13 protein-coding genes are annotated in these 13,968 nt (G+C 66.3%); 6 read left to right on the forward strand and 7 right to left on the reverse strand.

Features of this window, described 5'->3' with window-relative positions; translation table 11 throughout:
• Positions 1–191: 191 nt before the first annotated feature.
• The 3 genes from CBY09_RS13200 to CBY09_RS13210 form a co-directional block, all read right to left on the reverse strand.
• Positions 192–1,352 (reverse strand): serine hydrolase domain-containing protein, encoded by a 1,161-nt coding sequence (locus CBY09_RS13200; RefSeq protein ID WP_094290056.1) that lies wholly within the window; start codon positions 1,350–1,352, stop codon positions 192–194.
• A gap of 104 nt (positions 1,353–1,456) precedes the next feature.
• Entirely contained in the window at positions 1,457–3,148 is a 1,692-nt protein-coding gene (locus CBY09_RS13205) for a long-chain fatty acid--CoA ligase (protein WP_094290057.1), read from the reverse strand.
• Positions 3,149–3,218: 70 nt separating this feature from the next.
• Positions 3,219–3,992, reverse strand: coding sequence for an SDR family oxidoreductase (locus CBY09_RS13210; RefSeq protein WP_094290058.1), 774 nt, complete (start codon positions 3,990–3,992; stop codon positions 3,219–3,221).
• A gap of 501 nt (positions 3,993–4,493) precedes the next feature.
• Between CBY09_RS13210 and CBY09_RS13215 the strand changes: the two genes are divergently transcribed.
• Positions 4,494–5,303, forward strand: a complete 810-nt coding sequence (locus CBY09_RS13215; protein ID WP_094290059.1) for an outer membrane lipoprotein — start codon at positions 4,494–4,496, stop codon at positions 5,301–5,303.
• 62 nt (positions 5,304–5,365) lie between these two features.
• Here CBY09_RS13215 and CBY09_RS13220 read toward each other — a convergent pair whose 3' ends face one another.
• The 4 genes from CBY09_RS13220 to fdxA all read right to left on the reverse strand — a co-directional run bounded on the left by CBY09_RS13220 (position 5,366) and on the right by fdxA (position 8,567).
• Positions 5,366–6,553, reverse strand: a complete 1,188-nt coding sequence (locus CBY09_RS13220; RefSeq protein WP_094290060.1) for an amidohydrolase family protein — start codon at positions 6,551–6,553, stop codon at positions 5,366–5,368.
• A gap of 64 nt (positions 6,554–6,617) precedes the next feature.
• Positions 6,618–7,334 carry a TetR/AcrR family transcriptional regulator gene (locus CBY09_RS13225; RefSeq protein ID WP_094290061.1) on the reverse strand — a complete coding sequence of 239 codons (717 nt, stop codon included), beginning with the start codon at positions 7,332–7,334 and terminating at the stop codon, positions 6,618–6,620.
• A gap of 50 nt (positions 7,335–7,384) precedes the next feature.
• Entirely contained in the window at positions 7,385–8,161 is a 777-nt protein-coding gene (locus tag CBY09_RS13230) for a ferredoxin--NADP reductase (RefSeq protein WP_094290062.1), read from the reverse strand.
• Positions 8,162–8,237: 76 nt separating this feature from the next.
• Positions 8,238–8,567 (reverse strand): ferredoxin FdxA, encoded by a 330-nt coding sequence (gene fdxA / locus CBY09_RS13235; RefSeq protein WP_094290063.1) that lies wholly within the window; start codon positions 8,565–8,567, stop codon positions 8,238–8,240.
• Positions 8,568–8,742: 175 nt separating this feature from the next.
• Between fdxA and CBY09_RS13240 the strand changes: the two genes are divergently transcribed.
• The 5 genes from CBY09_RS13240 (at position 8,743) to CBY09_RS13260 (ending at position 13,864) form a co-directional block, all read left to right on the forward strand.
• Positions 8,743–10,362, forward strand: coding sequence for a 6-hydroxynicotinate reductase (locus CBY09_RS13240; RefSeq protein WP_094290220.1), 1,620 nt, complete (start codon positions 8,743–8,745; stop codon positions 10,360–10,362).
• A gap of 12 nt (positions 10,363–10,374) precedes the next feature.
• On the forward strand, positions 10,375–11,295 hold the full coding sequence (locus CBY09_RS13245; RefSeq protein ID WP_094290221.1) for a UPF0280 family protein: 921 nt from the start codon (positions 10,375–10,377) through the stop codon (positions 11,293–11,295).
• A gap of 21 nt (positions 11,296–11,316) precedes the next feature.
• Positions 11,317–11,958 (forward strand): amino acid synthesis family protein, encoded by a 642-nt coding sequence (locus CBY09_RS13250; RefSeq protein WP_094290064.1) that lies wholly within the window; start codon positions 11,317–11,319, stop codon positions 11,956–11,958.
• Between the two features lie 34 nt (positions 11,959–11,992).
• On the forward strand, positions 11,993–12,577 hold the full coding sequence (locus tag CBY09_RS13255; protein ID WP_094290065.1) for an amino acid synthesis family protein: 585 nt from the start codon (positions 11,993–11,995) through the stop codon (positions 12,575–12,577).
• Positions 12,578–12,655: 78 nt separating this feature from the next.
• Positions 12,656–13,864: an ABC transporter substrate-binding protein gene (locus CBY09_RS13260; RefSeq protein WP_094290066.1), complete on the forward strand. Its 1,209-nt coding sequence runs from the start codon at positions 12,656–12,658 to the stop codon at positions 13,862–13,864.
• Positions 13,865–13,968: the final 104 nt, after the last annotated feature.

Genomic DNA, 13,968 nt, shown 5'->3' on the forward strand with positions numbered 1-13,968 from the left:
GTGCCGTGATTGGACGCCGAGTGTAAGCCTGCCCCTGCGCACCGCATGTCAGGCACGCCCTTAGCAACTGGCGCGACCCAGACCAGTGGACGCCGAGCAAGGGCCGCCCCGCAGCGAGGGCGTCGTCCCCCTGCCCGCGCGCAGCGCGAGAGCGGGGGGAAGCGGCGAAGCCGCTCAGGGGGGTGTCCTAGTCACAGTGCGGCGTACACCAGCGCCGGATACAGCTCGCACAGATACCGCAATTGGCCGGGCGCCTGGGTGAGCAGGATGGCAAACAGGTCTTCCGCCGGGTCCACAAAAAAGAAGGTGCCGCCCAGGCCGCTCCAGCTGTAGTGCCCGGCCGATCCGGGGCGGGTGGCCTGGCCGGTGGCGGTGCGCACGGCCACGCCCAGGCCAAAACCGTAGCCGGTGGGCAGGATGTCGCCTGCCACGGGCAGGCTGCCCAGGTGGTCGGCGGTCATGAAGTCCACCGTGGCGCGGCCCAGCAGGCGAACGGGGGCGCCAAGGCCATCGGGCCCGGGGGCCGTGCCCCGGCCCAGCATGAGCTGCAAGAAGCGCGCGTAGTCGCTGGCGGTAGACACCAGCCCGCCACCGGCCGACTCGAACACGGGCGGCGCGGTCACGTCGATCAGCGGCATGCCGATGCCGGTCTGCGGGTCGCGTTCAAAGGCTTCGGCCAGGCGGTGCTGCTGCGCGGCGGGCACCGCAAAGCCCGTTTCGTGCATGCCCAGCGGGCCGAACACGCGGCGCTGCAGGATGCCGCCCAGGCTCTCGCCCTCGATCACCTCCAGCACCGCGCCCAGCACGTCGGTGGCGCGGCTGTATTCCCAGCGGGTGCCGGGCTGGTGGACCAGGGGCAAGGGGCCCAGCGCGGCGGCCAGCTCGGCATTGCTGTGGCGGCGCGAGCCGATGCGCGCGGCGCGGTAGGCGTCGGGCACCGTGCCCGCCTCCCACGCGTAGCTCAGGCCGGCGGTGTGGCGCAGCAGGTCGTGCACCGTGGCCTCGCGTTGCACCGGGGCGGTGGTGCCGGTGGCTTCGTCGTACACACGTTGGCCTGCAAACGCGGGCAGGTAGTGCGACACGGGGTGCGACAGCAGCAGGCGGCCTTCTTCCATGAGCATCATCGCCACCAGCGAGGCGATGGGCTTGGTCATGGAGTAGATGCGGAACACCGTGTCGGGCGCCATCGCGGGCACCGCCGACTCGGCGCTGGGCGGGCGCTGGTGGCCCACCGCCGTGTGCAGCACGGTGTGGCCCTGGTGATGGACCAGGGCCACGGCACCGGGCAGCAGGCCCTGGTCCACATGGGTTTGCAGCACGGAGCGCAGGCGGGCGAGGGCAGAGGGGTTCATGGCAGATGGAGGCGGGTTTTGAGGCAATTTAGGCCGGTAGCGCTAGTGCATATTGCGCTGGTAGCTATCAAAAAAGAGCGCATGGGGTAGGCCTTTAATGGGGCTCAGGACGCCGTGCCAGCGGCATGGCTGCGTTCTTGCTCCTGCAGCTCGCGCCACTGCACCTTGCCCGTGCCGGACTTGGGCAGGCTGTCCACCAGCTGCACGATGCGTGGGCTTTTGTAGGCGGCCATGTGTTCGTGGCTCCAGTCGATGATGGACTGCTCGCTCACCTGGCCCTTGAAGGCGTCGCGCAGCACGACCAGGGCCTTCACCGTCTCGCCCCGGCGCTCGTCGTGGGCGGCGATCACGCACACCTCCTGGATCGCAGGGTGGGCGTACATCATGGCCTCGACCTCGGCGGGCCAGACCTTGAAGCCCGAGGCGTTGATCATGCGCTTGAGCCGGTCCACCATGAAGAAGTAGCCATCTTCATCCACCTGCGCCAGGTCGCCCGTGCGCAAAAAACGCTTGCCGTCCAGCGTGATAAAGCTGTCGACCGAGGCCTGCGGGTTGTTCCAGTAGCCCAGCATGACCTGCGGGCCGTGCACCACGATCTCGCCAATCTCGCCCGGGGGCAGTTCGGCGAACGTGGCCGGGTCCACCACGCGGGAGTCCACGTCGAACACCGGGATGCCCAGGCACTGTGGCTTGGGGCGGTGGGGCGGGTTGATGTGGGTGGCGGCCATGGTTTCGGACATGCCGTAGCCCTCCACATAGTCGAGCCCGGTCAGGTCCTTCAGGCGCTGCGCCACGGCCTTGGGCATGGCGGCGCCACCGCCGCGCATGGCCTGCAGGCTGCTGATGTCGTAGTCGGCGATGCGCGGGTTGGCCAGAAAGTCCACCACCATGGTTGAGATGGCCTGCCAGATGGTGACCCGGTAGCGCTGGATGAGCTGGGCGGCCGCGTCACGGTCCCAGCGCGGCAGCACGACCACCGTGGCGCCCACAAACAGCGGCCCGTTCATGCTGCCCGACATGCCGGTGACGTGGAACAGCGGCAGCACCGTGAGGTAGGTCGAATCCTGCGTGCGCGCAAACCACTGCACGCCGCCCACCAGCGTGCTCATGGCGCTGCGGTGCGTGTGCATGCAGCCCTTGGGGTGGCCCGTGGTGCCCGAGGTGTAGGGCATCACGCACAGGTCGTCCGGCCCGGTGGTGATGGGGCCGGGGGTGCGCTGCTGCGCCAGCATGTCGCTCCACAGCGTGACGCCCGGGGCATCAATGGCCTCGCGTGGTGCGCTGACGAACGCGGGCACGGGCAGGTCGGTGGGGACCTGCAGGTAGTCGCTGTAGGCGGCCACGATGAGGTGCTGGAGTTGGCCTTCATCGCCCGCCACATCCACCAGCGGCTGCGCCTGCGCATGCAGGTCCTGCGGTACAAAGGCCACGGTGGCGCCGCTGTCGTGCACGTAGTGGCGCAGCTCGTCGGTGCGGTTCATGGGGTTCACCGGCACCACCACCGCGTTGGCGCGCAGGATGCCGTAGAACGCCAGAATCCACTGCGGGCTGTTCTGCATGTACAGCAGCACGCGGTCGCCCGCCTTCACGCCACACACCTGCTGCAAGAAGCCCGCGATGTGCTCCGCCTGCTGCTGGAACTGGCGGAAGGTCACCAGCGTGTCGTAGAACACCAGAAAAGGCTTGTCCGGGTAGCGCGCGGCCGACACCTCGGCGTTGTGGAACAGGTGCGTCTGCGGCAGCGTGAGGTGGCGCGGCAGGCCGGGTGGCCAGTGGGCGAGGTGGCGGTCGGACATGGGATACGGAACGCTGGGTTGGTTCGTGCGGGGCGCAGACCTGACGAAGCAGGTCGCGCCCCAGGGGGCGTTAAATCAAGCTAGCGCCACCATCCACCACGATGCTTTCGCCTGTGATGTGCCGCGAGGCGTTGGACGCCAGAAACACTACCGCGCCCTTGAGGTCCTCTTCGCCGCCAATGCGGCGCAGGGGGGTGCGCTCGATCATCGCAGGGCCCAGCTTTTCGATCAGGCCGCTGGCCATCTTGCTCGGGAAGAAGCCGGGGCAGATCGCATTGACGCGAACGCCGTAGTGCCCCCATTCGGACGCCAGCGTGCGCGCAAAGTGCAGCGCGGCGGCCTTGGAGGTGTTGTAGGCAATGGTGTTCATGCCCGGGGGCGTGCCCTTGAGCGCGGCCACCGAGGCCGTGACGATGATCGAGCCCTTGCCGCGCGGGATCATGCAGCGCTTGCCCACTTCGCGTGACAGGAAGAACGGCGCGCTCACGTTCAGGTCCATCACCTTGTGCCAAGCGGCATCGGGGTAGTCCTCGGCCTTGGCGCCCCAGGTGGCACCTGCGTTGTTGACCAGGATGTCGATGGTGCCAAAGCGCTCGACCACCTGGTCCACCAGGCCGGGGATGCCCTCGGTCTTTTGCAGGTCGTTCACCACGGTCAGCACCTCGTAGCCCATGCCTTCCAGATGCCTTTTGGCCTCGGCCAGCTCATCGGCCTTGCGCGCGGTGATGGCGAGTTTGGCGCCCATTTCGCCCAGGGCCTCGGCCATCTGCAGGCCCAGGCCGCGCGAGCCGCCGGTGACCAGGGCGACCTGGCCGGTGAGATCGAAGAGTTGCTTGACGCTCATGGGAATCGCTTTCGTGAAGAGAGAAAAAGAAGAAAGTATGGGGACTTGCCACGCGCTGCCGGGGCTGCTGCTTGGGCCTGGGGGAGAAGAGCGGGCGCAGGTGTGTGGTGCGGTGGCGGGGCAGGCTGCCTGGCGCTGCACGGTGGCGGTGGGTCAGGCATCAGTGCTTCATGCTAGTCGCGGCCCGGGCCCCTGTAAAACCTGTGCTGTCACCTGCGAGATCGTGCGCCGGGTGGCGGTTGCGGGCACCGGTGAGGCTGCCCGGTTGTAAACATTGGCAAGTCTGTGCGCAGTGGTGTGGCCCGGGCCCGCGCGGCGGCGCTTGCGCTGAGCCCAGAAACGCGACATCTGCGCTCCAAAACAATGCAACAGGCGTTTACGGCTCTTTACAAAGCCGCAGCGTGGCGGGGGCATGGCCTGTGTACCTTCGGACGCTTCGGGGCGTTGGTGGGGGATTGCTGCTGAGCCCACCACCCGCCACCCACCTGCAAGGACATCACCATGAACCTGACCGTACGACCCTCCACCCCCCTGGCCCCCGGTGCCGCCATCGCCCCTGCCGGGCCCGCCCTGAAATGGATGTGGGCCGCCATTGGCGTGCTGAGCGTGAGCGTGCTGGCGCTCGGCGCCACCCTGGTGTGGCAGCAACAACGCGCGCCCGCTGTAGCCACCAACCCGGCCATGGCCCCCGCGCAGCTGGCCGCCGCGCCCCGTACGCCCGAGGCAGAAATTATTGAAGAAAAAAGGCCTTCAGCGCGCGACCAGTATGCCCAGTCAGCTATCAATAAAGTAGCAAACGGCCAGGCACCCCAGGGCCAGGCTGCGCAGCGCCCAGCAGAGATGCCGGGCGGCCAGGGTGCCCCCTTGGGCACTGGCCCCGCGCAGCCCGTGCGGGCTGCCGCACCGATGTGCCGCAGCTGCGGCCGGGTCGAATCGGTGCAGGCCGTGCAACAAGCCGCCCCCGCCACGGGCGTCGGCGCCGTGGCCGGTGGCGTGCTGGGCGCCGTGGTGGGTAACCAGATCGGCAAGGGCAGCGGCCGCACCGCTGCCACCGTGCTGGGCGCTGTGGGCGGCGGTTATGTGGGCCACAAGGTGGAAGAGCGCACGCGCACCACCACCGTGTACCAGGTCGCCGTGCGCATGGAGGATGGCTCGCTGCGCCACTTTCAGCGCGCAGAACCCACTGCCGTAGGCACGCCCGTGGTGCTGCAGGGCAAGGGCTTCCGCGTGGACCAGGGCGGCTCGGCCCGTGCTGCAGACCCCTATGCCCAGCCGCAGCCGGGCACGGTGCGGGTGTCAGACACCTACTGAGCCAAGTACGGAAAAAACAAAGCCCGCTTTCGCGGGCTTTGTTTTTTTGTGTGCGGCGTGGGTTACAGAACCACCGGGATCTCGGTCGCGGGTGGTGTATTGCGGCTGCGTCCACAGCGCACCAGGCCGTCGATCATCACCATGCCGATGCCCGGGATGTCGCCCAGCTGCACGCTCTCCAGCAGCGTGGCGCCAGCCGTGTGCTGGGCGCGGTCCATGAACACAAAGTCCGCCGCGCGGCCCACCTCGATCAGGCCGCAGTTCAGGTTGCGGATGCGCGCCGTGTTGCCCGTGGCAAAGCAGAACACCAGTTCGGCGGGGATGTCGGCAAAGCTGGAGATGAGCGCAATCATGCGCAGCATGCCCAGTGGCTGCACGCCCGAGCCTGCAGGGCCGTCGGTGCCCAGAATCACGCGGTGCGGGCACTTGAGCTCGATGGCGGCGCGCGCGGCCTGGATGGCGATCTTCTCGTTGCCGTTGTGCACCAGCTCGATGGCACGCGACGACTTCTCGCACAGCTCGCACACATGCTTCCAGGGCAGCGAGGTGTGGCCGCCGTTGATGTGGCCGATCACGTCGGCATCGGCCTCCAGCACCACGTCCTTGTCGATCAGGCCCGAGCCCGGGATGGACGGGCCCCCCGTGTGGATGGTGCTCTGGATGCCGTGCTTGCGCGCCCACGCCACCATCTCTTTGGCCTCGTAGCCTGCCTTGACGGAACCCAGGCCCACTTCGCCCAGCAGCGTCACGCCGGCGTCGGCCAGGTCCTTGAAGTCCTGCTCGGTCATGCCTTTCTCGATGACCGGGGCGCCTGCAATCACCTTCACGCCACCGGGGCGGAAGTTGTCGAACGAGCGCTGCGCGGTGATGGCCAGCGCCTTCAGGCCCACGATGTCCTTGGGCCGGCCAGGCAGGTGCACTTCACCGGCCGAGACCATGGTGGTCACGCCGCCGTTCATGGTCGAGTCGATCCAGCCGATCTGGTTCTGGCGCGGCGTCCAGTCTCCGAACACAGGGTGTACATGGCTGTCGATCAGGCCCGGCGCCACGCAGGTCTGGCGTGCGTCGATCACGGTTTGCGCATGCTCGGTATCGCAGTCCTTGTAGCGGCCCACGGCCACGATCAGGCCGTCATTCACCACGATGGTGTCGGCGTCGAGGATGGGCCGGTCCAGGTCGCCCGACAACAAAAGACCGATGTTCTGGATGACGACCTTGCCCGATTTGCCGCCTGCTGCTGCTTCTGCCATGGATTCTCCTCGTGGGGTGGTGGGCAGGGCGCCACGCGGCCCCCCGCTTGTGAAAATCTGGTGTTCAGGCGGGGGCCTTGCCCTTGGGCAGGCTGGGGCCGGGCGCCACGGTGCGCAGGACGCTGTCGATGACGAAGGATTCCCAGTGCGCCAGCGCGTCGGGCGTTTCCAGGTCTTCGCCCAGAAAAGCCGACAGCGTGTGCCGGTTGGACATGTAGAAGTAGCCCGTGGCGGCAATCAGCAGGTACACATCACGCGCCGACACGTCTTTGCGGAACAGGCCCTGCGCCTGGCCGCTGTCGAGCACGCGGCGGATCACCTCGATGGCGGGTGACGAGTATTCACGGGCGCGCATCGACTTGGAGATGTGCTTGCCCTTGTGCAGGTTCTCGGTGTTGAGCAGCGTGATGAACTCGGGGTTCTTGCGGTAGTAGCCCACCACAAAGCGGATCACGGCCTGCAGCGCTTCCACCGGTTTGGCGGTGTCCAGGTCCAGTTTGGACTCCGCGTCGTTCATACGCCGGTAGGTTTCCTCCAGCACCTCGATGAACAGGCCTTCCTTGCTGCCGAAGTAGTAGTAAATCATCCGGTCGAAGGACTTGGCCGCCTTGGAGATCTTCTCCACGCTGCCGCCTTCGTAGCCGTAGCGGGCGAACACCTTGGTCGCCGCCTTCAGGATGTTGTCGCGCGTGGTCTGTGCGGCTTGCTCGCGCACGCCCGTCTTGCGGGCAGAGGCTGCGCGGGGGGACGCGGTCCGGGTCTTGGGTGGAGTGGCAGACATGGCGGATCCTGGTGGATGGGGCGGGCCCCCAGGGCGGGGGCCGCCGGGGGTCACTGCTCTGCGAACGCGCGTTCGATCACGAAGTCACCCGGCTTCGTGGTGTTGCCTTCCTTGAAGCCACGCTCTTCCATCATGTGCTTGAGGTCGCGCAGCATCTCGGGGCTGCCGCAGATCATCACGCGGTCTTCCGCCGGGTTCAGCGCGGGCAGGCCCAGGTCGCGCGCCAGCTGGCCGTTTTCGATCACGGTGGTCACGCGGCCCTGGTTCTTGAAGGGCTCGCGTGTCACGGTGGGGTAGTACTTGAGCTGCTTGCTGACCATCTCGCCCAGGAACTCGTGCTTGGGCAGCTCCTCGGTGATGTAGTCGTGGTAGGCCAGTTCCTTCACCTCGCGCACGCCGTGCACCAGGATGACTTCCTCGAACTTCTCGTAGGTCTCGGGGTCGCGCATCAGGCTCAGGAACGGGGCCACGCCCGTGCCGGTGGAGAGCATGTACAGGCGCTTGGCGGGCAGCAGGTAGTCGATCAGCAGGGTGCCCGTGGGCTTCTTGCCGACCACGATCGTGTCACCCACCTTGATGTGCTGCAGGCGCGAGGTCAGCGGGCCGTCGGGCACCTTGATCGACAGAAATTCGAGGTGCTCTTCGTAGTTGGCGCTGGCGATGCTGTAGGCGCGCAGCAGGGGTTTGCCGTTTTCGCCACGCAGGCCAATCATCGTGAAATGGCCGTTGGAGAAGCGCAGCGCGGTGTCGCGCGTGGTGGTGAAGGAGAAAAGGCGGTCCGTCCAGTGGTGGACGGACAGGACGCGTTCTTCAAGAAAGGCGCTCATGGTGCGTTAGATGGAAAAGTTGGAAACAAATAAGAAATCTGGCTGAAGCTGGCTCAGATTCAGGGCCTCAAACGCTCTAAAGCGCAATGTTCAGGCCTGAAAGCTTGTGGCTCACAACCCTCCATTGTTCCGCATCTGGCAAAGCCGCTTTTCTTTTGGTGATTGTGGGCAGCGTGGGCGCCAGTTTTTTGTTGAACTGCAGAAAGATTTCCATGCCCTTGGGCAGGTCGTCTTCGGCATAGATGGCGTTGGCCGGGCACTCCGGAATGCACACCGCGCAGTCGATGCATTCGTCGGGGTCAATCACCAGGTACTCCGGCCCTTCTTTGAAGCAATCGACCGGGCACACATCGACGCAGTCGGTGTACTTGCACCGAATGCATGCGTCCGTCACAACGTGCGTCATTTTGGGGCTCCTCGTGCACCGTTTTTGGGGGTGCGAAAACACCATTGCAGAGTCTGGTTGATTCCGCTACATTGACATCAAATGTAGTGTTCACAACATTTAAGTTAAGTGAATGCTACACAAAATGCAAAGCGCATACAAGCACTTGCAGCAAAGCAATGAATGGGTTGCCACGATGACTGAACACACCAAGACCGATGGGCTGCCGGGCATGGATGCGCCGGAGCTGCCGCAGGTGCTGGAGCGCGCCCGGCCGCGCAATGAGCGCATGAACGCTGCCAAGGTCGAGTGCAATGCGTGCCCGGTGCTGTGCCAGATCTCCGAAGGCCGCGCAGGCGCTTGCGACCGCTACGCCAACCAGGCGGGCGTGCTGGTGCGGCTGGACCCGGTGGTGTTGCTGCGCAAGACGCTGGAAGCGGGCGAGGCCACGCTGGTGCCATTTGCGGGCGGCGCCACAGCAGCAGGGGGTGCAGAAACCGAAGCGGCTCCAGAATCCGCATGGAACGGCGACCTGCTGCTGTCGGAAGAGGTGTTCGTGACGGGCGTGGGTTCGTCCACCACCTACCCCGACTACAAGCCTGCGCCCTTCATCGTGGGCTCCCAAACCGATGGCGTGGACATGGTGACGGTGGTCACCGAGGGCATCTTCAGCTACTGCAGCTTCAAGGTGAAGATCGACACCGACCGCTTCCTTGGCTCCGAGCAGGCCAACGTGCGCTGCAAGGGCGAGGTGGTGGGCCATGTGACCACGGCGGAATATGGCTCACAGATGCTGTCGCTGGGCGGCGTGCACCACCTCACGGGTGGCACCAAAAAAGAAGGCCGCATCACCGCCGAGATGATGCAGGCTCTGGGCAACAAGCAGGCGGTGGAGTTCACCATCGACGGCGGCTCGCAGCTCGTGATCCAGGCGGGGCGTGCGCCCATCGTCAACGGTGTGGCCGAGCAGCGCATGCGCGTGGGCTGCGGCTCGGCGGCCATTGGTATCTTTGCGCGCCAGTTCTTCGGCCATGCCGACGAGGTGGTGGTGGTGGACGACCACATCACCGGTGTGCTCACCGAACACCAGGCGGGCCGTTGCCTGGACATGAAGCCCTCGGGCATCCAGATGCGCGGACGCAAGTCCACGCCGGGCCGCTACTTTCAGGTGGCCAACCCGGGCACCGGCTGGGGCGGCACCGACATTGCCGACCCGCTGTCCATCATCGAGGGCTGGGACGAATCCGTCGCCTGGCCGGGGCTGCGCCTGTTGATGACCTCCACCACCGGGGAGCATGCCTCCTGGTACGTGCTGGACGCGCAGCTCCATCCGGTCGAAGCCGAAATGCCGGCCGAGGTGCGCCGCATCGTGGACCGCATCGGCGAAAACTGCGAGCCCTCATTGGCTTCCGTGCTGTTCCTTGGCGGAGCCGGCGGTAGTCTGCGCGCAGGGGTCACCGAGAACCCGGTGCTGCTCACGCGCTCCATCAAGAACGCGCTGGTCAATGTGACCTGTGGCGGTGCCCCCGCCTATGTGTGGCCAGGCGGCGGTATCACCGTGATGGCCGACGTGCTGCGCATGCCCGACAACAGCTTTGGCACTGTGCCCACGCCCGCCATCGTGGCGCCCATCGAGTTCAGCATGCGCCGCGCGGACTACGAAGCGCTTGGCGGGCACACCGAACAAATTCGCAGCCTGCGCGACGTGCTGGAGCGCGGTGCATGGCACAACGACGGTGCGCCGCAGGCGCGCGTGTGGCAGACCTTGCCCGCCGCCAACCCCTGGCCGCTGGGTCGCCCACCTCTGCTGGGTTGAGTGGGGCGCGCCGTGAACGCTTGCCGCAAGCTCCTGTCCGACGGCCGCTGGCATTTCCAGCACGGGCCGATGGACCTCATCCTGGAGGCCGAAGGGGCGCGCGACGCCGTGGCCCAGGCGCATGAGCGCGCGTGGCAACGTTTTGAAGGGCTGCTGCAGGAGCTGGTGAATGAACTCCCCGGCCTGCGGGCGCCGGTGGGTGCGCGCTGCGCGGTGCAGGGCGTGGTGGCGCGCCGCATGTGGGCCGCCTGCAGCCCTTATCGCGCAGGCTTCATCACGCCGATGGCGGCGGTGGCGGGTGCGGTGGCGCAGGAGATTCTGGACTGCTACGACCAGCAGGGCATAGACCGCGCCTGGGTCAATAACGGGGGCGACATTGCGCTGCACCTGGCGCCCGGCCAGTCGGTCGAGGTGGGGGTTTACGCGGATATCGCTGCACTGAACGCTGCACAGTTGCGCAATGGTTTGGTGCTGAATGGGCAGATCCGCATCGACAGCGCCATGCCGGTGCGCGGTGTGGCCACCAGCGGCTGGCGGGGGCGCAGCCAGTCGCTGGGCATTGCCGACAGCGTGACGGTGCTGGCGCGCACGGCGGCGCAGGCTGATGCGGCGGCGACCATTGTGGCGAACGCGGTGGATGTGGCCGATGCGCGGATTGTCCGCAGGCCCGCGTGGCAGGTGCGGGACGACAGTGACCTGGGGGCCATTCCTGTCACCGTGGATGTCCCTGCCTTGCCTGAAGAGTTGGTGCGCCGCGCCCTGCACCAGGGGCTGCAAAAAGCGCAAGAATTGCAGTCCAGCGGCCTGTTGTGGTTTGCGCTGCTGGCATGCCAGGGGCAGTGGGTGGCGACCTCCGCGCCCCAGACGCTGGCGGATACGGTGTGGCCCCAGCGGGCAGCGGTGGAATCGGAAGTTGGTTCAGTATTTGCTTAACGAATTGCACAGGTCTCCAGAATGATCCAGATACGACGCGTTTTCACCCATCTTGAGGAAATCCGGCACGAATTCGGGCCGGTGGCCGATGTGCCGCTGCTGCGTGGTGCCATCGGCGCGGTGCTGACCAACCCGTTTGCGGGGCGGTACGAGCCTGACATCCTCCCCATGATGGACGCGCTGCAGGACGTGGGGCTGGACATGGCCCAGCGCCTCCTGAAGGCCATGGCCGTGCCCGCCGAGCGCATCGAGACCTATGGCAAGGGCGCCATCGTGGGCGCGGCCGGTGAGCTGGAGCATGGCGCGTTGTGGCATGTGCCCGGTGGCTACGCCATGCGCGAACTGCTGGGCTGGAAGGGCGACCGCAACGCCTACGCCAAGGGCCAGGCCGAAGAGAAGACAGGGCAGCCCGCCAACGCGCTGTCCATCGTGCCCTCCACCAAGAAAGTGGGCGGCCCCGGTGCAGCGCTGGATGTGCCGCTCACGCACATCAACGCCAGCTATGTGCGCAGCCATTTCGATGCGATCGAGGTGCGCGTGCCCGGTGCGCCCGCATCGGACGAAATCGTCTTCATCCTGGCCATGTCCACAGGTGCCCGCATCCATGCCCGCGTTGGCGGCCTCAAGGCTGCAGACATCAGCCAGTGGAACGGCCTGCGCTGACCGGCTGCCCCCTAAGACTCAAGGAGACCCCCACATGTCCGCCAAGATCCGCAAGATCATTGTTCAAACCGACGAAATCCGCGTGGAGATGGGCCGCGAGGTGGTGCCGCCCGTGCGCAAGGCGCTGGCCATGGCCGTCATCGAGAACCCCTGCGCAGGCCGCTATGTCGAGAACCTCGACGAACTGGTTGCCATCGGCGAAGAGCTGGGCGCGCTACTGGGCGCACGCTGCGTTGCCGCCCTGGGCATTGAACCTGGCCAGGCCCATAGCTACGGCAAGGCCGCCATCGTGGGCGAGGCGGGCGAGCTGGAACATGCCGCAGCCATCCTGCACCCCAAGCTGGGCGCGCCCTTGCGCGTGGCGGTTGAGAAGGGCGCCGCCCTGGTGCCGTCCAGCAAGAAGATCGGCGGCCTGGGCACGGCCATCGACGTGCCCCTGGGCCACAAAGATGCCGCCTATGTGCGCAGCCACTTCGACGCCATGGAGGCCCGTGTGGCCGACGCACCCCGTGCCAACGAAATCGTGGTGGCCATCGTCGTGACCGACAGCGGTCGCCCGCTGGCCCGCATTGGCGGCCTCCAGGTTTCCGAGATCAAAGGTGTGGATGGCCTGCGCTGAGCTGAACACAGAGCACGCACTACCATCCCGAGCAGTCTTTTCCACCCCCTCACCAACCCACCCTTCAGGAGTTTCCCCATGACGATGCGACGAAACCTCATGCGTGCCACGGCCGCAGCCGCGCTGGCACTCACGCTGGCCCCTGTGGTGCACGCCCAGGATGTCATCAAGATTGGCGAGATCAACAGCTACAAGGCGCAGCCCGCCTTCCTGGAGCCCTACAAGAAGGGCATGGAACTGGCGGTGGACGAGATCAACGCATCGGGCGGCGTGCTGGGAAAGAAGGTGCAGCTCGTCATCCGCGATGACAACGCCAACCCCGGCGATGCCGTGCGCGCTGCCGAAGAGCTGGTGTCGCGCGAAAAGGTCGATGTGCTCACCGGCTCGTTCCTCTCGCACATCGGGCTGGCGCTGACTGACTTTGCCAAGCAAAAGAAGTTCTTCTTCCTGGCCGGCGAGCCGCTGACGGACAAGATCGTCTGGCAGAACGGCAACCGCTACACCTACCGCCTGCGCCCCTCCACCTACATGCAGGTGTCGATGATGGTGCCCGACGCTGCAGCGCTCAAGAAAAAGCGCTGGGCCCTGGTGTTCCCCAACTACGAATACGGCCAGTCGGCTGTCGCCACGTTCAAGCAACTGCTCAAGGCCGCACAGCCCGATGTGGAGTTTGTGGCCGAGCAGGCGCCGCCCCTGGGCAAGGTCGATGCGGGCAGCGTGGTGCAGGCTTTGGCCGATGCGAAGCCCGACGCGATCTTCAACGTGCTGTTTGGTGCGGACCTGTCCAAGTTCGTGCGCGAAGGCAACACGCGCGGCCTGTTCCAGGGCCGTGAGGTGGTCAGCCTGCTGACCGGCGAGCCCGAATACATGGACCCGCTCAAGGACGAAGCGCCCAACGGCTGGATCGTCACCGGCTACCCCTGGTACGGCATCCAGACGCCTGAGCACAAGGCCTTCCAGACCGCCTACCAGGCCAAGTTCAATGACTACCCGCGCCTGGGCTCCATCGTGGGCTACAGCGCCATCAAGTCGCTGGCCGAAGGCATGAAGAAGGCGGGCTCTACCGACACCGAAAAGCTCGTAGCCGCGTTCAAGGGCCTGCAAGTGCCCACACCGTTTGGCCCCATCGTGTACCGGCCTGAAGACAACCAGTCCACCATGGGCGGTTATGTGGGCCGCACCAAGAACGAAGGTGGCAAGGGCGTGATGGTGAACTACCGCTACGTGGATGGCGCGAAGGTCCAGCCCTCGAACGACGAAGTCAAGAAAATGCGCCCCGCCGACTGACGGCCGCGCAAGGCCGGGGAGGGTGTCCTCCCCGCCCACTGCCCCTGATCTCTGAACCATAGCGCAGGCGCCGACCTGCAGGGATGGACCTTGCCGTGACCCCG

It is taken from the genome of Acidovorax kalamii, assembly GCF_002245625.1.
Lineage (GTDB): Bacteria > Pseudomonadota > Gammaproteobacteria > Burkholderiales > Burkholderiaceae_C > Acidovorax > Acidovorax kalamii.